Below are 18,106 nucleotides of genomic sequence, written 5' to 3'. Positions count from 1 at the left end.
AGACCGAACGCATCCCGCGGTCATCACGCCACGCTTACATACATTATGCGATTTTCGAAGCACAAAACAAGAACATCAATGCGATAGTAGTCCGCTTTGCGCTGGCGATCCTGACCTACTACCGGGTAATTTCCTTCAGATCGGCTTAGAGTTCGGCCGTTCGGCCTGTTGAAGAACGGACGTATCAAGAAGCAGATTTACTGAAGAGCGCCGTCGCACACTGAAGGCAGTGGACTCCCGGAACGACGGGCCCGCCAGATCATATCCGCTGATCGAAAGACAATTCGTTATCCGTCATGCCGACCGTCGGGGGTCGACGCTGCGAAGCGGCGATGCTTCGGCTATCGGTGGTTATTCGCCCTGTTTCGGCGGGACGGAGAACCGTCCGGGATCAATCGCGCCTACCGACTGTATTCTGAGGAAGATCTTTCGGCTCGCAAGCTGAAAGCCAAGCGGCGTTCCATCGGCAGGCGTGCGCCGATCCAGGTCGAGGCTAAGACCGATGCCCGCAGCGCCTTCTCCGAGTGGGCCGACGATTGCAATACATTCCGGCCGCGCTCATCGCACCGATACCGGACCCCGGCCGCCAAACCTGCGATTTCCTGGTACCCCCGTTCGATGTATGATCGACGCGCTCGCTTCCTAGGGATATTTGCATGTCTCCAAATTTCCAGATCAACCCCGCGCTAGTGACTTGGAACGGCCACCACGGTCTACCACGATTCGATCTGGTCAAGGACGATGATTTCGCGTCCGGATTCGATGCTGCAATAGCAGCACACACGGCGGAGATCGATAGCATCGCCAACAACTCTGAAGAACCAACGTTCTCGAACACGGTAGTGGCGTTGGAGATTGCCGGGATCGAACTCTCACGCGTCTCGGCTCTATTTTGGGGCAAGGCAGGCGCTCATACCAGTGGCAGCATTCAGGCGCTGGAGCGAGAGATAGTACCGAGGATGGCGAAGCATTATAGGAAAATAGGCACGAACAACGCCCTATTCGCCCGCATCGATGCACTCTGGGAGGCCCGTGAGAAGCTCGGACTAACGCCAGAGGAAACCCGCGTGCTCGAGCGGCACTGGAAAGGTTTCGTTAACTTGGGTGCGAAGCTCGCGAAACTGGAGCAGGAAAGGTTAGCGTCAATCAACGAGACTCTTGCGGGTCTTGGCGCAATGTTCGGCCAAAACGTCCTTGCTGACGAGAAGAATTGGGCCTTGATCCTTTCCGGCGAAGACGAGCTCGCAGGCATTCCCCCTTTCTGCGCGAGGCCATGGCGGAGGCGGCGGGTGCGCTCGGTAAAGATGGCAAGTATGCAGTGACGCTCTTCCGGCCAATCATCGAGCCTTTCCTAACCTTCTCCGACCGACGTGATCTGCGCGAACAAGCGTTCAAGGCTTGGATGACGCGCGGTGCACACCGCGGTCAGACAGATAACCGCGCGCTGATCCGTGATACACTGGCTCTCAGGGCTGAAAAGGCATCACTCCTCGGCTACAGTAACTTCGCGGAAATGAAACTCGATAACACGATGGCGAAGACGTCCGATGCGGTGAACGGGCTTCTCCGAGTGGTTTGGAAAAGCGCGCGAGCCAAGGCCTTGGCAGAAGAGGCAAGCCTTAACCGCCTGATCGCCGAAGAAGGCAAGAACTACGACGTCACACCGTGGGATTGGCGCTATTATGCGGAAAAGCTCCGCAGGCGGCTGTTCAACTTCTCCGAGTCGGACCTTAGGCCATATCTGCAATTGGAGAATATCATCGCGGCTTGCTTCGCCGTGGCCGAGCGGCTGTTCGCGGTGAAGGCTACCGAAGTGAAGGACATCGCGGTCTATCATCCCGATGTGCGCGTTTTCGAGATTCGCGATCGATCGGATAAGCTCGTTGCTCTCTTTCTAGGCGATTACTTTGCTCGGAGTACGAAGCGATCTGGCGCCTGGATGAGTGCCTTCCAGTCCCAGCACAAGCTGCCGTTGAAGAACGGGCATGTCGGCGAGCTACCCATCATTTCTAGTGTCTGCAATTTTGCAAGGCCCACGGAAGGCAAGCCGGCGCTGTTGTCGTTCGACGATGCGCGCACGTTGTTTCACGAGTTCGGCCACGCTCTGCACGCCATGCTATCCGATGTCACCTATCCCTCCGTCTCGGGCACCCACGTCTCTCGCGATTTCGTCGAGCTTCCTTCACAGCTTTACGAACATTGGCTGACAGTGCCCGAAATTCTCAAGGAATATGCAGTCCATCACGAAACGGGGGAGCCGATGCCTGCAGCGCTGATCGATAAGATTCTTTCAGCGCGCGCTTTCAATTCTGGGTGCAGGACCGTCGAATTTACCTCTTCGGCACTCGTCGACATGGCGTTCCACAGGCACGGCGCCGTCGAAGATCCTATGGCCTTACAGGCGGAAATGTTGACGGAGATCAACATGCCGGCATCACTCTCGATGCGCCAATCCGCGCCGCACTTCCTGCATATCTTTGCAAGCGACGGTTATGCCGCCGGCTACTATTCCTACATCTGGTCTGACATGCTGGACGCCGATGCGTTCGCCGCGTTCGAGGATACAGGCAATGCCTTCAACTCAGCCATGGCTGCCAAGCTGAAGGCAAGTATCTATTCTGTGGGCGGCTCGATCGATCCCGTAGAAACATACGTCGCTTTCCGGGGCAGATTGCCGAGCCCGGATGCGATGCTGAAGAAGCTCGGCCTGTCAATATCCGAAGGGGCCGATCTCTATGAATTATCTTCACCAAAGGAGTCGATCCAAGATTCCCAACTACAGACCTTGGGCTTTACGGGTGTATTCGGACATGAAGATAAGGCTTTAGTACGCATGTGCGAAGACGTTCAACATGCAGCAGCTCGACTCGGTCGGCGCAGCCGTCTGCCGCTCTCAGTCAGCGCAATCGCGAGCGCTGCGGGTATCTCGCCAACCGACCCACTTTTCGTCAAAGCACTTTTTGCGTTGACTTCGGCTGAGGATGGCATCTTTGAGGTTACAGGGAAGCTCGTCGACGACGAGTTCAGGGAGTTCCAACTTAAGAAGGAAGAGTTCGAATCCGTTCTGGTGACCAATTCGCTGAAGCACCCGCAAACGGGTACGGTGATTGAAAACGCAAGATGCCTCGTTTATCTACAGTTCACACTGCGGCGAACTTTCTTGGATGCATATAATGGACCCAACTGAGCCGACGTTGCAGCAACTCCTGGCGGTCTTCGGGCAGCAATGCGATGGAGCAGTCATGGCGTTTCACTTGGCGAGTTCCAATGACCGACGCGTCGCAGCCCTGGAAAAAATCCTCGATTTCGCCTACGATGACTTAGTCAACGATCGGCACCTGAATCAGAAGCACGGCGAGGACGCGCTATCTGTCCAAATCATAAAACAGCTTAAGTTTGTTGCCATTGACGCCAACCATGACATTCAGGTGGGCGGTCATTGCGACATCCTTGTGCGAGCCCGCGACCGCTTTCTGTGGATCGCAGAGGCAAAGATCCACAAGAGCTTTGGTTGGCTGCATAAAGGGTTTTTGCAGCTTTCGACCCGGTTCGGATCAGCAGCCGAAGGCCGTGACCACGGTGAGATAATCATTTACTGCCGGATGGCGAAGGCGGGTGATGTGCTGTCGCGTTGGAAAGATTATCTTCTACTCAGGGAGCCGGTCGAGATATGCGAGGACAGAATCGATAATCAGCTGTGGTTCCGCACACGTCATACCTGCCCAAGCAGCGCCCTTTATTTCTATACGCGGCATCGGATCATACCACTTTTTTGGAGTCCGCAGGATAGGTGACCCTGGCTACCAAGCTGGCGGTAATTCACTTTGCGCCTGTCGATTTATACCGGCGATAGGCTCAAGCAGCGGTGGCAGACCGTCCTTAAGGCAAAATCGCGACCATCATCAACTCCATGATGTTGAAGCCTGCTGCAATTTAATTCTGCCTAGGCAACGCGCGTGGCCAGCTCAACGCTTTCTTTGCGGCCAGGCCTCCGACAACTTGCCACCGACATCACAATGCGCGCCAGCAAACCAAATCTGCCGAACGTCACGATCCTCGGGCGTCGCGGCGAGGTTGGTGCGAGAGTATGCCCGCCTCTCATCCAAAGATCCAAAGTAAGCGTCCGGTGAAGCAGCCTTTGAGATTTTGCCCAGCGCGCTGAAGTTACGTCGCTAATTCCGTAGTTGGCGACGTAACCAAGGGTGAACTTATGGGGCGGGTCGAGATTCTGACGGGCGTCGAGCGCGGCCGTGTCTGGACGGACGAGGACAAGCTTCGGATTCTGGAAGAGGTTGAGGTGAGTGGTTCTGGCGTCGCCGAGATTGCCCGCCGGCACGATATTCTCCCGCAGCAGATTTACACTTGGCGCAAAAAGCTCGGTCGGGACATCCGGTCACCGGGTGGATCAGGCGTGACGCTGTTGCCGGTGGCGCTATTCGGAAAGCGAAACGGATCGAGCCGCGGAAGCAGAGAAGGTCACAGCGAAACGGCCGGCAAAGCCGTCTCGCATCGAGGTCGGCTGCAAAGGTGGCCGCGTCTTGAAGGTCGATGCCTCGATTGCGCCGGAAACCCGCAAGTTCTTCGATTTGACCACCAGCCTCGGAACGCATCCGATCGCCGAGGAAACGCTCGTCCGGATCGGCGAACTCTACGAGAATGCCATCCGCGGAGCGCCGCCGAAACTGTATTTTACAAGTGCTTTCCTGGCTCGAATTACCCCCCCGCGCCCGAAACCTCCCCCTGCCCGTCATCTCCCGCAAGCCGAGCTCGCCGACGATCCGCCGCGCCGCCTGCGGCGTCACGTCGAGCATCTTGGTGACCATGCCGGCCGAGACGAGCGGTTTTGCGATGACAAGCTCGATCAGTTCCGGCAATTTTGACGAGGTTCGCCGGCCGGCCAGTTTTCGCTCCATCATCTGCCGCGCCAGCGCCAGCCGATTTCCTTCAGGCCTGGCTCGGCGGTGGCGGTCAGCCCCTGGGCGATGGCGAGCAGCCGGATCTCGCGATCGCGATGCCGGCGCCGATCGACGGGATGGATTTCAGGCCGAGATTGAAGGCAACGAGATGCACCCCGGAGGTGACGCCGGCCTGGCGAAGGATCGCCGCTGCCAGCAGTCGGCCGAGCCAGGGCGCGTGCTGCAGCACGCCCAAAAATTCCAGGCGTCGAGGGCAATATCGCCTGCAGCACCAATGGTAGATCGCTGATCATGGCGAGCACGCCGCGCCATTGCTCGAGGCGCTCGTCCCAATCGAGATCGTAGACCAGCGGGTCCTTTTCACTCACAGAAGACCGCGTTGGTGTGATCACCTCCGTGATGGCCGCCTCGGACCGCGCCAGCACCTTATCGATGGCGGCAAGCTCGGCGTCGAAGGGACTGGGTACGGCAGTCCACTTCCCCTCCTTCGACGGAAGCAAGATCCGCTGTGGCCTCGACATTTCCCACGGCGCTGTCGGTACCATGAATGCTGCAGGCCACGCCTGCCCGCGGAGGCTGCGAGACTATCGGGGCTGAGCGCCCACCCGGGTGGCTGCACCCCGCAGCACGTCGCGGGCGATCGTCAACTCGTGCGTCGGGTTGCGGATGTTGACACACGATCCGCTGCTCCCTGCAGTGCCACTGGAGCCGCTTGGGCACGTCGCTAGCTACGCGGTCCGTCAATCCCAGCCAACCGCAATAGATTGCGTTGCCAATACTATGCACTTCATGATAGAATAATTTAATTCTAACTTAGTAGAATTCAGCGTCGCTAGTCGGTCCGCGCTACCATCGGGGATTCGAGGCCAATCTAGGGCAGCAGCGGACGGGGACTCGTCGAAACCACGGTGGAGATTGCGCGTTCTGCGCCCGCAGAACAGGCCACTAGCAAACCCGACGACAGCTCGCTTCTGCCAGACCGTTCTCGCATCGCACTCAGACGCTCTATCGGTAGGAAACTCGAACTTACTAGAAGCGCGGCCCCTCCGGAGAAGAATATGAGCAGAGCCTCGGGTCGCAATATTATGAAGCAACAGCTCACTCTGGAGACGCGCAAGAAACTCTACTCGGCGCGCCGCCTCCTGCCGCTCGACGTTCAAAAGGAAACCGGGATCCGTATTCCAGTAAATGTCTATTTCAAGGATCCACTCGTGGCCAAAACCAATCCGGCTGCGGCGATCGACAAGAACTTTTTGGTGCCTTGGGAACCCGGGCTGAAAGATGGCCCCACCAGTGCACGCTTTGCTGTGGTCGACTACGACGCCACCATGGGCACGTTGGCGCCACCCGCGAAATGGGATCAGAAAAGGCACACTTTTGTCGCGCCCAACGGAGAAGCGCTGGATGAGCACGCCACATGCCTGCCCCAGTTTCGGCAGCTCAGCGTTTGGGGGACAGTTCAGCACACACTCGATTTTTTCGAAAGCGGTTTCGCCCTCGGACGCCGCATCACTTGGGGTTTCGAAGGAAACAGACTGATCCTGGTACCGGCCGCCGGCTACGGTGAGAACGCCTACTATGACCGCAAGAGCAAATCCCTTCAGTTCTACTGGTTTGAAAGAGACGGCCAGCGAATTTACACCTGTCACTCCAGCGATATCGTCAATCACGAATTCGGGCATGCCGTACTCGACGGGCTGAGGCCTTATTATTTCGAATCCATTCTCTCCCAAACAGCCGGGTTTCACGAGTTCCTAGGAGACCTGACGGCGATCCTGATGGCGTTTCGCAACAATGACTTTCGCGAGACCGTTATGGTCGAAAGCGCCGGCGACCTCGCTTCGGGCTCGTTGTTGTCATCGCTTGCCCAACAATTCGGGGATGCTGTGGTCGGACAGCCCTATCTCAGATCCGCGCGCAATCAGCTCACAATGCAAGACGTTGCAAGCGAACTGCGACCGCACCTGGTTTCCCAGGTTCTGACTGGCGCAATGTTCGACATTATCATCGCTCTACTCGGAAAATATAAACAACGGCAGGAAGATCGACTGAACGCCGATCCCGCAGCCAAGACTTCGTCGCTCGCACAAATGTTCTGGTTCACGATCCAGCGCATGCAGATGATGGCGATTCAACCTCTGGATCTACTGCCTCCCTGCGACGTCACGTTTCGCGACTATGCTCTGGCGGTACTGAGAGCGGAGCAGGTGACCAACCCGACAGATCCGAACGGATATCAAGCTATGATGCTCGACGTGTTTATCAAGCGCGGCATCCTCGGTGAGGCCGACCGCGCGCCTCTGCTTGCCACTGCCGCCGTTTTCGACCGTCCGCAACTGGCTATTTTTCACAGCATAGATTCGATCGGTGCCTCACGCGGGGGCGCCTATCGCTTCCTCGACGACAACCGCAGAGATCTTTTCATCCCAGCTACAGCGGACGTGGTCGTCGCCGAAATTGCCCGCGCAAGCAAGCTCACGACAGAGGCCCGGCAAATGCCCGACCAGATCGTGGTGCAGTACATTTGGCGGGAAGAGGTGGTCCTCGTGGGCGATCGTTTCGGCAGATTTGCCGGTGAGCGGACGAGTATGCCATGCGGCGCGACTCTCGTATTGGACCAAAACGGCAATCTCGTTCACTGGTCACGTAAACCGGGCAGCGAGTCACTGGGAAACAGCTCGGCCGAGCGGGCCGAGCAAGCCGCGGGGCAGGCGCGCCTGGGTGAATTTCTGAATGCCGTGGAAGCACGCATCAGAGCCGGAATGATCGGGGAGACGATTGGCGGAGAGCTCGGACTGTTGAGCCGCGCCACGCCACCTTTCGGCTTTAGCAGAGTCGACGGGGCGATCCGCTTCGAGCTATCGCCCCACTTTTCGATCCACGACGACGCAAGTGACGAACTCGGAGGTCGGCAATGGCACGTAAGCTCTTAGTGCGAGCATTCGACGTCGGCCTGGGTGACTGCATCTATTGCCGCATCCCTGATGCTCACGAAGACGACCGGGATTTTCATATTCTCATTGACTGCGGGTCCTGGAGTGGGATGCAGTACCTTGAGGCCGCGGTGGGCAAGCTAAAGCAGATGTTGCCCGCCGTGGGAGGCAAAAGGCGACTCGATCTTCTCGTGGTGACGCATCAGCACAAGGATCACATTGCAGGCTTCGGTCCTTCCCTGTGGAACGACATCTCCATAGGGGCAATCTGGATGAGCGCGGCGATGAATCCCAAACATGCGCAGGCTGAGGGTGCGCGAAAATTGCATGCCTTTGCCGGAAGCGTCGCAGAGCGGGCTGCGGGCCTGAATCTGGCCCCAGAGTTGACCGATCTCTTCACCGCCTACGAATTCGACAACGATACCGCAATGACGACGCTCCGAACGACGCTGCCGGCGACCAACAACATCCAGCCGATCTACGTCCACGCCGGAATGAGCACAGGTTCCTCCTTGCAACTGCCGCTCAAAGGGGCGAGGCTCAATATTCTCGGACCGGAAAACGACATCGACCACTTCTATCTGGGCGACCCGAAAGATCCCAATCTGCAAGGTGTCCTCGGAATGGTCGAGTCCCTGAAGGCCGGGGCGGTTCTCGGAGCGACCCCGAAATCCGCATCACAACAGCCGTCGAACATAAGTGCGTCCGATTTCCAAGCGCTCCGGACCCGAATGCTATCGGCGGCGCTCGCCTTTGCCGACCTGGACGGGAAAGTGACGAACAACACCAGCGTCATCCTGCTGATCGAGTGGCGCGACAAGCGCCTGCTCTTCGTCGGTGACGCGGAATGGGACGCAGCCTTTGTTCCCGGCAAGGGGAACGGTTCGTGGAACACAATGTGGGCGAAGTCGCGAGCACTCTTGGACAACCCCGTCGACTTCCTCAAAGTGGGTCACCACGGAAGCACTAACGCGACGCCATGGGACGACGATCCCGGCCGCCATGCGGGCAAGCCCAACGAGCCACTGGATATCCTCAACGCTGTTCTTCCAAGAACGGGCTCGCCTACGGCGTTTGCGATCGTTTCGACGGAGCGTGGACGATACAAGACTATCCCGGAGGCGGCACTGCTCGTCGAGCTCGGGACACGCATCGCCAACAAGGTCGACTATGCCACGGCGCTGGCAGTTGCCGACGTCGACCTCTCCACAATCAACAAATTCGAAGAATTCGAAAAGCCGTGGATTGGGCACGGGCAACCCCCGCGTACCGATTTCAACAGTCTGATCGAAAAAGACGGCTACATCGATGTGGAGATTCCCCCGTGAGAACCTCGCTTTACGACATTGTATAAGCTCGCGAGCGGCTGACACTCAACAAGAAGCGATCTTCCGATGACCCGAAATCTCGTCATCTGCTGTGACGGAACCGCGAACGAGTTCGCGGTCGACCGTACCAACGTCTCCAAACTCTGCTCCGCCCTCATGAAAGACCATCGCCAGCAACTGGTTTTCTATCACCCGGGCGTCGGGACGATGGCGCCGCCTGGCTTCGTGACCGGGATTGGGAGCCGGCTCGCCAAGCTCGCTGGTCTCGCCTTCGGCTACGGCCTGAAGCGCGACATCGTCGATGCTTACGTCTTCGTTATGAGGCATTACAGGCCGGGTGATCGGCTGTTCATATTTGGCTTCAGCAGAGGTGCCTATACGGCCCGTGCACTCGCTGCTCTGATCAAGATGTATGGCCTCCTCATGCCCGGCAATGATGCGCTGGTCCCCTACATGGTCAAGATGCTATGGGCCATCAACGATGCCGATCGAAAAAACAAGAAACAGATCAGCGGCTATTTCCAACTGGCCCGTGAGTTCAAGACGACACTGGCCGGAGCTGAATGCAAACCGCACTTCGTCGGTGTTTGGGACACCGTGAGCTCGGTCGGCTGGGTTGGAAGTCCGGTATCGCTGCCCTATACACGGGACAATCCCGATATCGCCATCACAAGACACGCAGTTGCAATCGACGAGAGGCGCGCGTTCTTCAGGACAAACCTCTTTGCTGCGCCGCCGGGTCGAGACGTCAAACAGGTCTGGTTTCCGGGTGTTCACTGCGACGTCGGCGGCGGCTATCCCGAAGCAGAGAGCGGGCTGTCGAAGATTTCTCTCGAATGGATGATGGAGGAAGCATCCGCGGCGGGTCTGTTCATCGACCCTGTCGCGAGGTCGACCATCCTTGGGACAACAAACCCGGACTACGCGAAACCTTCAGCGAGCGCAAGAATGCACGACTCTCTGAGCTGGAAATGGCGGTTGGCTGAATTCGTGCCCAAGCGCCATTTCGACAAGGGCACCGCACGCGAGAGCTGGCGCCTCAATCGGTCCCGGCGGCGCGAGTTCGGACCGATGCCGATAGTCCATGATTCGGCTTGGCAGGTCCCGGGAGGCTACGCAGCCCGCTTGCCTCCGGACGCCATCAGGGCATCCAGCGTCTATCCCGTTCAAGCGCCCTGAAGACGGAAGCATAGGCTTTGCGACATGTGCCAGCTCGATGCAAAATGGTTTAGTAAGACAGGAGGGTCACCATGAACCCGTTTCTGGTTTTTCCGGTGCCGCAAGAACTTCCTCGCAGACCGGACCGCCTCTACGCCAAATTGGACGACGTAATGGAAGACGTCAAGAAAAGCAGGAACGAGCTGCTGCTCGGCGCCATCGACGCCGATTGGTTCGATCGACCGGACACCTTCGGTCTACTGGGCAGAGGCGACACCCGCTTAAGGGCAATCGCAGTGGCACCGATCTTCTTTCTCGAAATCGACGTATTCGGTCAAGCAGGGGGGCCATGGATTGTCGAAACCGGCGACCGGGTCGAGGAAGACCGGTGGGTAGAGATCCGCATTGCCCCAAGCGGCGATTCGAGGCTCTACCGGAACTTATACGGCGATCCGGAGCCAGTATCGGTGCTGTCGGCACATGTCGTTTCGACGCAAAAGTCCGACGCTCTGAATGAGATGCATAGTCTGGATGAATGGGCGATTCCGGACGACGACTTCGACGCCCACATCGCGAGTCTCAAGCATCCGAAAATCGAACGGCTGGCCGTCTACGACGTCGGCCAAGGTTCGGCTAACGGTTTCAGCGAAGCCATCTGCATTCCGAGGCTCTACTTCGATTTCGGAGGCGGGAGCAGGTCGCACACTAAAACGAGGCCGCACGCCATTCCTCACTTCTGCCTAAGCGCCCCACCTGTCATGGTCTTGTCCCATTGGCACGATGATCACTGGTCGTCCGGCCCGATCGTCACGCGATCGCTGTCACTGACCTGGATCGCCCCTTTCCAGTCCGTAACTTCGCCACATCTCGCCTTCGCAGCGTCGATCGTGTCCGCTGGCGGACGTCTGCTGGTGACCCGCGTCGCTTCGTTCTCGTTCGGAAATGCGCTCTTTCACCACGCGACTGGTACGAGCAGAAACGATTCCGGCTATTGGGTCCAGGTCAATCCTCCCAAGGCGGGCAAACCGTTCTTTTTTCCAGCCGACGCGTCCTACCAACACATTGGTCCACGGGCTCCCCTGACCTTGCAAGGGATCGCGGCGACCCATCACGGAGGAGACTGGAAGAACGCTGTGCTACCACCAAGTGCGGGAGGGACGGTCCGCTGTAGGTCGGTTTTCAGTTTTGGCCTTTTCCCATCGGGGGCGTCGAATACCTATGGGCATCCCACGACTAGGTCCGTTGCGGATCATAATAAGGCAGGATTCGTCCAACTCGATACCCCTCTGAGGACAGGTGGCAAGAGCGGCAACGGGACGGGTCACGTGCATCTCGACTGGTCGGGTACTCGAATCCCTAGTGCGCCATGTGGCAACAGCGTCTGCTACCAGAATCTGGACCAGGCGTAGCTTAACTTGATTGCTGATTGCACGGTTTCGTCGGCTCGCATGAGGCGTGGGCTAGCTACCAGTTCAGCGTTAGAGCGGTATGCGTTTAGGCGGAGTCGGGAAGGGATTCCCTTTTGGGCGCAAATCAGATTCATCATTTGGGCCGGTAAGGGAGGCCGGCCTGGATGGCGAAACCCTTTTCCGATGATCTTCGCGCGCGTGTCGTTGGCGCGGTGACGCGCGACGGCCTGTCGTGCCGGGCGGCGGCCCAACGCTTTGGCATTGGCATCAGCACCGCCATTGACTGGGTGCGGCGCTTTCGCGAGACGGGCAGTTTCGGCCCCGGCCAGATGGGCGGACACAAGCCGCGGGTGCTTTCCGGTCCGCACCGGGATTGGCTGCTTTGGCGTTGCCGCGACCGTGCCTTCACACTGCGCGGGCTTGTGGCGGAATTGGCCGAGCGCGGCGTGACGGTCGATTACCGCGCCGTCTGGACGTTCGTGCATGAGGAGGGGTTGAGTTATAAAAAAGACGCTGGTCGCCAGCGAACGGGAGCGGCCCGACGTCGCCCGCCACCGGGCACGATGGCTGAAGCATCGCCACCGGATCGATCCATCCCGCCTGGTCTTCATCGATGAGACCTGGACGAAGACGAACATGGCGCCGCTCAGGGGCTGGGCGCCGCGCGGCGAACGGCTGTTGGGCCACGCCCCCTTCGGTCACTGGAACACCATGACCTTCGTCGCCGCGCTCAGGGCCGATCGCGTCAGCGCCCCCTTCCTCCTCGATGGCCCGATCAACGGCGAACGGTTCCGCATCTATGTCGAGAAGGTGCTGGTGCCGGAACTCAAAGCCGGCGACGTCGTCGTCATGGACAATCTCGGCTCGCACAAGGCCGCGGCGATCCGCACCGCCATCCGCAACGCCGGCGCCCGCTTGCTCTTCCTGCCGAAATATTCCCCCGATCTCAATCCCATCGAAAAGCTCTTCGCCAAGATCAAGCACTGGCTGCGCGAGGCGCAAGCCAGATCAACCGAAGCCATCTGCGATGAACTGCGGACGATCCTGCAGACCATCACTCCGCAGGAATGCGCAAGCTATTTCAAGGAAGCTGGATATGACCGAACCTAAACGCATCCCGCTCTAGTACCTTCAATCAACGACGCCTGCATTTCCATTTTAATCTGGCTGAGTATTTACATAGACTGGCGCTGGGCGCTCAATTTAATATATCAGAGGTTTTTACGACAGGCCGCAACACTTATAAAGTGCTTAGTTTGAAAGTGTAAGTTTTTCCAACTTGAGCCATATACTTGGCGTCTGGGAAATGGATCGGGGGGCGCATGAAGCAGGCGATTGTAATGATCCATGGGATGGGAGAGCAAGTTCCTATGGAGACGTTGATGAGTTTCGCAGAGGTGGTTTGGGCAACGGACACCGAGCTCATCGATGCCCATCGCCCCGACTCATCTACCGGGGGCGCTCGGACAACTAACGCGATCTGGTTCAAACCGGACAAACATAGTCGCTCCTACGAACTCCGACGATTGGCCACAGAAAGCCTTCCGGCACGCGGTTCGACGCACTTCTACGAATTTTATTGGGCCCATCTCATGGAGGGGACCACATTTGAACACTTTCGCGCTTGGCTGAAGGACCTTCTCTGGCGCTCGCCAAGTCGTGTACCGGAAGGGCTCGGCCTTGCCTGGGTGATGCTTTGGCTTACTACGATCGCGGCGGCAACGTTCTTTGTCCTGTCGTTGATTCCGTCTGACGGCAAGACTTGGTATTCGGCGGTATTGGGAGGCATCGCAAGCCTATCAGTCGGCGGTTTCATCAGCACCTTCCTCCTCAAATACTTCGGTGACGTTGCGCGTTACGTCAAGGCGAGTCCGCCCAATGTCGCTCGCCGCCAAGAAATCCGCGAGAAGGGGGTGCAGCTTCTGGAATCGTTGATGGGTATAAAGCCCGATGGAACGACGATACCGCCCGAATACGATCGGGTGGTGGTCGTCGGACATTCGCTGGGAACGATAGTCGCTTACGACATTCTCACCCACTGCTTCGCGCGCCTCAACACGCGGATGACTGCAGCAAAAGAGCAGCCGGAACTGGCGAAGATGGAAGATTTAATTCGCCGGGTGATTGGCGTGGAAACATCTTCTGGGGAAGAACCCAAGCCGCAGGAAGTGGATATCAATGCGTTCCAAGCCCAGCAGGCGCTTTGTCGAGCCGAGTTGAACGCGCAGGGGAACCCGTGGATCGTTTCCGACTTCATAAGCCTAGGGTCACCGCTAGCACACGCGGAATTTCTACTCGCTTACGACAAAGCGGATCTCAGGAAGCTTCAGGAAAGGCGTGTTCTGCCAACCTGCCCGCCGACACTGGAATACGATGCGACAGGCAAAAAGCGGCATATATCCTATCGGACCACTTCGGGTGTCGATGCCCCGCGGGTGCCCCATCACGCAGCACTATTCGCATTCACGCGATGGACGAACATCTACTCCCGCCACAAAGCAATCCTTTGGGGGATATCATCTCCGGTCCGGTCGGCAAACAGTTCAACCTGGCTGTGAATGGTGCGACGTTTTTTGGTATTCGCGATATCGCTGTATTACCGGAACCCAAAGAAGGAAATGCTGGGTGGAGATATTGGCCTCCGTTCTTTACGCATACCAAATATTGGACCCTTCCTACAGGTTGGCATATTGGCGCGGTCGTGCCGCACCACATCGAGCAGCTTCGAAAGGCCCTGAAGCTAAAGGATGGGTGAAACCTACGGTCCGCGCATCGCCGCTATCTGGCTCTCCAGTTCACGGACATAGGCGCGTGCGAGCCCTGCGAACGGCTGATCATCGGCGCAATGGTTCCTGAGGACCTCGAGGTGATCGAACGCTGACTCTTGCAAAACCGCGGCAACGGCGTCATCTGGCGCAGTCGCGGCGCGATTGAGGACCGCCAGCGCCTTGTTGCCGCTGATCCGCAACAGGAGGAGCTTCTTCATCCTATCTTCCGTCAATCGGCGCCGATTGAGGCCATAGATGCGGATCGATGCGTCGCCTGCCGGGCTGCTGTTGCGCGCGCGAACAGTCGAAAACTCTTCGTTGAGTACCCATTCAAGATGGAGGTCAGGATCAACCCTGGTCGGGTCAATCAGCAACGGCTTTTCCATGGTAACGTCACAATTATGTGAGGTCACCCAAACCGAATCCTCAGTCGGAAAAGAGTCGAGCTTACCCACCGAGACCGTTCGATCAGCTTCAATCAGCGCCCGAACTTGCTCCTCGGTCATGCCGGCCTCTAAAATCAGCTGCCGACGCCGCTGATTGCAGTGCATACAACTGAGAACCAAGTTGGTCCAGTTCATCGCCAGCCACCAGTAGCCATGGTGCGTGACCCCATGACCCGCAGCCTCAGTGACAGCTCCTTTCGGCCGATAGTGTTCGATATCGGTATCCTGCGACCCGGCGATCTGACTTTCGCAGTACGCGCACTTGTTGTGGAACATATCTTGGAGTGCGTCACGAACCGACTTATGTGAATAGGCATTGAACTTGGTCCCTACGGCTGGACTACCATCGCCACCGAGGCCGGCGATAATGCCAGCAAGTTCGAGGGAAGCGGGACTCTCCGGATTGGTCAGATCTAAGCGCGGAGGAGCATAGGCAGGCCGAGCGACAGGTATCATTCCGCAGCCCCATTCTCGTCCGGCTTCGCCTCCGACTCTGCTGCCGTACTGCGACGCGACGGGGACGCCGTGATGTTGCTCCTCAATAGCGCGAGGGCATTATCGAAAATAGCTGTTCGGCGCGGCAGTGAGGCGGTCACGAGCTGCGCCCGTGTATCGATCTCCGCCTGTCTTAAGACATCGACGAGAGCTTGCTCCAGCGGCGTATCGCCGACAACTAGATTCTTGTGGAGGTCGGAACTCAGGCGCTCAAGGTCGGCTCCCTCTTCAGCGGTAAGATTGTCAGCGCGTGCGGCGAGATGGTGATAGAGGGCAAGCTTGGCGTCCGTTTCGGGATCGGTCGAACCAAGACCGAAGAATTCCGATGTCAATATCTGCTCGGCACGCATTCCCTTGATTGTCGGGAGGTTCTCGAGCTTTTCAATCAGCTCATCACCCTCTCTGCGGTGCAGCACGAAAACCTCACCATCATGCATACCTCGCAGACAGAGAGGGTCGTGGGTTGTAACGACAAACTGGACCTGCGGAAATGCCCGGCGAAGACATGTCATGATCCGCATCTTCCAGCGTGGATGGAGATGCGTCTCAATCTCGTCAATCAGAACCGTAGCGCAAGCAAATTCGAGATTGTCGTAGAAGCGCGTGAGCTCGCGAATGATGTCTGTGGCCATCGCGATAACGGATTTGTACCCGACTGACATGTCCTCGAAGCGAGTTCGCCCGCCAGAGGATTCGATAATGATATGGCCGTCCTCTCTCGCGAAATAATCGTCGGGCTTGAGCATAAGGATTTCTTTGAGCGCCCGAACGGCCGCGTCGAACGTCTCATCTGGGCAGTTGCGGAGCCAATCCGCCGGATTGGGGATTGTCGCCATGGGGTCGAAGAGGGATCGAGCGCGATAGGCCGGCGCGCGAAATCGCCGGGTCCGCTTTCTTGAAAAGTAGCGGCGTGGACCATAGGCGAGGACGATTTTTGACGGACCCTCTGTGCCCTCAAACCGGACGTCCGAACCACCACCTGCCAGGACCGCGGTAGCTTTGCCGCCGAAGAAGCCGACGTCGACTTGCACTGGTTTTTGGGAGACAGTCTCCCAATTCTCTAGGTCGGGGCGATGGATCAATCCGGCAGGATTCACTTGTTCGTCGGGATTCAATTCGTCAAGCGCGTTGGCCTCTGACGTCCCCAGAAGGGCGAGGGTTACCGCTTCGAGTACCGAACTTTTTCCGGTAGCGTTTTCGCCGAGGAGGATCATGCAGGGAGCGCTATCCGATAATTCTGACGCAACGGTATCAGGTAAACGGAAGTCGATCTCCTTTAGTCCCTTGAAGTTTCGAATCTTAACTTCCACAATCGGCGCGCGAGCCGCTGGCATGTCAGCAAGACCACGTAGTCGCCCGAGGGGTGGGAGGCCGAACGACTCTTCAAGCACCGAGACCTCTTCGGCTGGCCCGGTCAGCAAAAATTCCAGATAGTTACGACGTTGGGGTGGGGTCATCTGAGCTAGTTCATCAATAAACTCGATCAACCCATTAAGTTGCTTCCCGTGTATGAGGGCAGCACTCAGCAAAGCCAACGCCGTGGCCCCAGGATGCTCAGTTTCGCCGAATGTATGGGCAGCCAGCTTGCTCGGAGCGCCCGTAGGCAGGACAGCCAAACTGCGAGGATTGCGGGACAGGCGTTCGATGGTGCCGACCAACGCCTCGTGGCGTGCATCCACAAGTTCGCGCCGGTTCAAGGAAAGAACTGATATGGTTTCCTCTCCCTTCCTACTCATGGGTTCGATCCGGCCGTCTGTTTGAAAGTGAAGATGCTCGGATGGGTCGTCGAAACAGGGATCCAGCAGGAGCGCGGTTTCCGTCGATCTCAACTCCCCAACTGGCGCGTTGACTCCTCCCCGGTTGCCGTCGACAAAGAACTGGTTCTGTTTCCGCCTGCGGCAGGACTCACAGGCGGCGACCATATTGTCCCAATCGTAGGCGAGCCAACTGTAGTAAGCTTGGTCAGTCCGCCCGTCCTTTCCTTGCGCCAATCCCAAGGGCCTGTGAGGTTCCAACGGCGATCGCCGGCTAAGTTCGAGTCTCTGCTCACAATATCCACAGCGGCCCTGAAACAAATCTGAGAGAGTACCTATAATGCTCATATCATCGAGGATACTTTGCTCAATACGGACACGCTGCTGCCTGAGGCCATCGATATTCGAGGCGTATCTCTGAATGTCCCGCCGAAGATCTTCGACGTTTGGCGCCGTCAATATATCCGGTATGCGGACCTTCTCCCGCGAAACATAGAGCAATGCGCCAACTCCCCGTTATTGCAACCAGCATGACTTCATTTTAGAATTTTGAACAGAAAATCGCGATCGAAGGTGGTGTACGAAGTAGTCTGCGGCTGTGAACAGACTTGAGTAGCGTAGAGCTGAAATGGTGTTACCGAAGACACCTATTTTGATCGGACAGACCTGGGCGACCCGGGAGAAAAAGGAATCGCTCCATCTTCATTGGCGCTCATCTCAGCCCGCACTTCGATTGGGAAACCTTAACAATAAACCTCCATTTTGGCGAGTGCCCTGACAATTTGTTCGCGGCAGGTACGCACATGCCGATCAGTGCTGCTCCGAATGGCATCGGCGTCAGCCGCGCAAGAGGGCGCCAACTGTAGACGATGTGGATCCGCCATTCAGGTAGACGCGAC

General features: G+C 57.7%; 11 protein-coding genes and 3 pseudogenes. 10 read left to right on the top strand and 4 right to left on the bottom strand.

Going from position 1 to position 18,106, the window contains the following annotated elements; all coding sequences use genetic code 11:
* Nucleotides 1–231: 231 nt before the first annotated feature.
* The 3 genes and pseudogenes from N0Q91_RS01005 to N0Q91_RS00995 all read left to right on the top strand — a co-directional run.
* Nucleotides 232–510, top strand: a pseudogene (locus N0Q91_RS01005) (IS3 family transposase); the annotation flags it as partial.
* A 146-nt stretch (nt 511–656) separates the two neighbouring features.
* Nucleotides 657–2,722 (top strand): annotated as a pseudogene (locus N0Q91_RS01000) (M3 family metallopeptidase); the annotation flags it as partial.
* A 451-nt stretch (nt 2,723–3,173) separates the two neighbouring features.
* Complete coding sequence (locus N0Q91_RS00995; protein ID WP_275596329.1) at nt 3,174–3,794, top strand: hypothetical protein; 621 nt, start codon at nt 3,174–3,176, stop codon at nt 3,792–3,794.
* 171 nt (nt 3,795–3,965) lie between these two features.
* On the opposite strand, the gene N0Q91_RS00990 is transcribed toward N0Q91_RS00995, so the two are convergent.
* On the bottom strand, nt 3,966–4,106 hold the full coding sequence (locus tag N0Q91_RS00990; protein WP_375341851.1) for a phospholipase effector Tle1 domain-containing protein: 141 nt from the start codon (nt 4,104–4,106) through the stop codon (nt 3,966–3,968).
* A 104-nt stretch (nt 4,107–4,210) separates the two neighbouring features.
* Here N0Q91_RS00990 and N0Q91_RS00985 point away from each other — a divergent pair, with 104 nt between their 5' ends.
* Nucleotides 4,211–4,819: a transposase gene (locus N0Q91_RS00985; protein WP_375341852.1), complete on the top strand. Its 609-nt coding sequence runs from the start codon at nt 4,211–4,213 to the stop codon at nt 4,817–4,819.
* Here the strand turns inward: N0Q91_RS00985 and N0Q91_RS00980 are convergent.
* A pseudogene (locus N0Q91_RS00980) lies at nt 4,719–5,587 on the bottom strand (RHE_PE00001 family protein); the annotation flags it as partial. The gene N0Q91_RS00985 and the pseudogene N0Q91_RS00980 sit on opposite strands and share 101 nt — an antisense overlap.
* A 387-nt stretch (nt 5,588–5,974) precedes the next feature.
* Between N0Q91_RS00980 and N0Q91_RS00975 the strand changes: the two are divergent.
* The 6 genes from N0Q91_RS00975 (at nt 5,975) to N0Q91_RS00950 (ending at nt 14,302) form a co-directional block, all read left to right on the top strand.
* Nucleotides 5,975–7,849 carry a gluzincin family metallopeptidase gene (locus tag N0Q91_RS00975; protein ID WP_275596328.1) on the top strand — a complete coding sequence of 625 codons (1,875 nt, stop codon included), beginning with the start codon at nt 5,975–5,977 and terminating at the stop codon, nt 7,847–7,849.
* Nucleotides 7,831–9,177, top strand: a complete 1,347-nt coding sequence (locus tag N0Q91_RS00970; RefSeq protein ID WP_275596327.1) for a ComEC/Rec2 family competence protein — start codon at nt 7,831–7,833, stop codon at nt 9,175–9,177. Before N0Q91_RS00975 ends, N0Q91_RS00970 begins: the two co-directional genes overlap by 19 nt.
* 66 nt (nt 9,178–9,243) lie before the next feature.
* On the top strand, nt 9,244–10,356 hold the full coding sequence (locus N0Q91_RS00965) for a T6SS phospholipase effector Tle1-like catalytic domain-containing protein (RefSeq protein ID WP_275596326.1): 1,113 nt from the start codon (nt 9,244–9,246) through the stop codon (nt 10,354–10,356).
* A 71-nt stretch (nt 10,357–10,427) separates the two neighbouring features.
* Nucleotides 10,428–11,744 (top strand): hypothetical protein, encoded by a 1,317-nt coding sequence (locus tag N0Q91_RS00960; RefSeq protein WP_275596325.1) that lies wholly within the window; start codon nt 10,428–10,430, stop codon nt 11,742–11,744.
* A gap of 164 nt (nt 11,745–11,908) precedes the next feature.
* Nucleotides 11,909–12,854 (top strand): IS630 family transposase gene (locus N0Q91_RS00955; protein ID WP_275596117.1). Its coding sequence is split into 2 segments (ribosomal slippage): nt 11,909–12,247 and nt 12,249–12,854, totalling 945 coding nucleotides; the frame shifts between segments, so codons are not numbered across the junction.
* A gap of 212 nt (nt 12,855–13,066) precedes the next feature.
* Nucleotides 13,067–14,302: a hypothetical protein gene (locus N0Q91_RS00950; protein ID WP_275596324.1), complete on the top strand. Its 1,236-nt coding sequence runs from the start codon at nt 13,067–13,069 to the stop codon at nt 14,300–14,302.
* Nucleotides 14,303–14,502: 200 nt separating this feature from the next.
* Here N0Q91_RS00950 and N0Q91_RS00945 read toward each other — a convergent pair whose 3' ends face one another.
* Both N0Q91_RS00945 and N0Q91_RS00940 read right to left on the bottom strand, forming a co-directional pair.
* On the bottom strand, nt 14,503–15,414 hold the full coding sequence (locus tag N0Q91_RS00945; RefSeq protein WP_275596323.1) for an HNH endonuclease family protein: 912 nt from the start codon (nt 15,412–15,414) through the stop codon (nt 14,503–14,505).
* A complete protein-coding gene (locus tag N0Q91_RS00940; protein ID WP_275596322.1) occupies nt 15,411–17,708 on the bottom strand; it encodes an AAA family ATPase in 2,298 nt (765 codons plus the stop codon). The genes N0Q91_RS00945 and N0Q91_RS00940 overlap by 4 nt, the downstream gene beginning before the upstream one ends.
* Nucleotides 17,709–18,106: the final 398 nt, after the last annotated feature.

Origin of the sequence: Sinorhizobium prairiense (genome assembly GCF_029201645.2) — a bacterium.
In the GTDB taxonomy this organism is placed as follows: Bacteria; Pseudomonadota; Alphaproteobacteria; order Rhizobiales; family Rhizobiaceae; genus Sinorhizobium; species Sinorhizobium meliloti_A.
Note: the sequence above shows the minus strand (reverse complement) of the source record. Positions and strands in the feature narration are given on the sequence as shown.

Excerpts from the sequence above, each read along its gene's own strand:
- N0Q91_RS00985 (WP_375341852.1), top strand. The coding sequence starts at position 4,211 with ATGGGGCGGGTCGAGATTCTGACGGGCGTCGAGCGCGGCCGTGTCTGG.
- N0Q91_RS00965 (WP_275596326.1), top strand. The coding sequence starts at position 9,244 with ATGACCCGAAATCTCGTCATCTGCTGTGACGGAACCGCGAACGAGTTC.
- N0Q91_RS00970 (WP_275596327.1), top strand. The coding sequence starts at position 7,831 with ATGGCACGTAAGCTCTTAGTGCGAGCATTCGACGTCGGCCTGGGTGAC.
- N0Q91_RS00960 (WP_275596325.1), top strand. The coding sequence starts at position 10,428 with ATGAACCCGTTTCTGGTTTTTCCGGTGCCGCAAGAACTTCCTCGCAGA.
- N0Q91_RS00950 (WP_275596324.1), top strand. The coding sequence starts at position 13,067 with ATGAAGCAGGCGATTGTAATGATCCATGGGATGGGAGAGCAAGTTCCT.
- N0Q91_RS00975 (WP_275596328.1), top strand. The coding sequence starts at position 5,975 with ATGAGCAGAGCCTCGGGTCGCAATATTATGAAGCAACAGCTCACTCTG.
- N0Q91_RS00945 (WP_275596323.1), bottom strand. The coding sequence starts at position 15,414 with ATGATACCTGTCGCTCGGCCTGCCTATGCTCCTCCGCGCTTAGATCTG.
- N0Q91_RS00995 (WP_275596329.1), top strand. The coding sequence starts at position 3,174 with ATGGACCCAACTGAGCCGACGTTGCAGCAACTCCTGGCGGTCTTCGGG.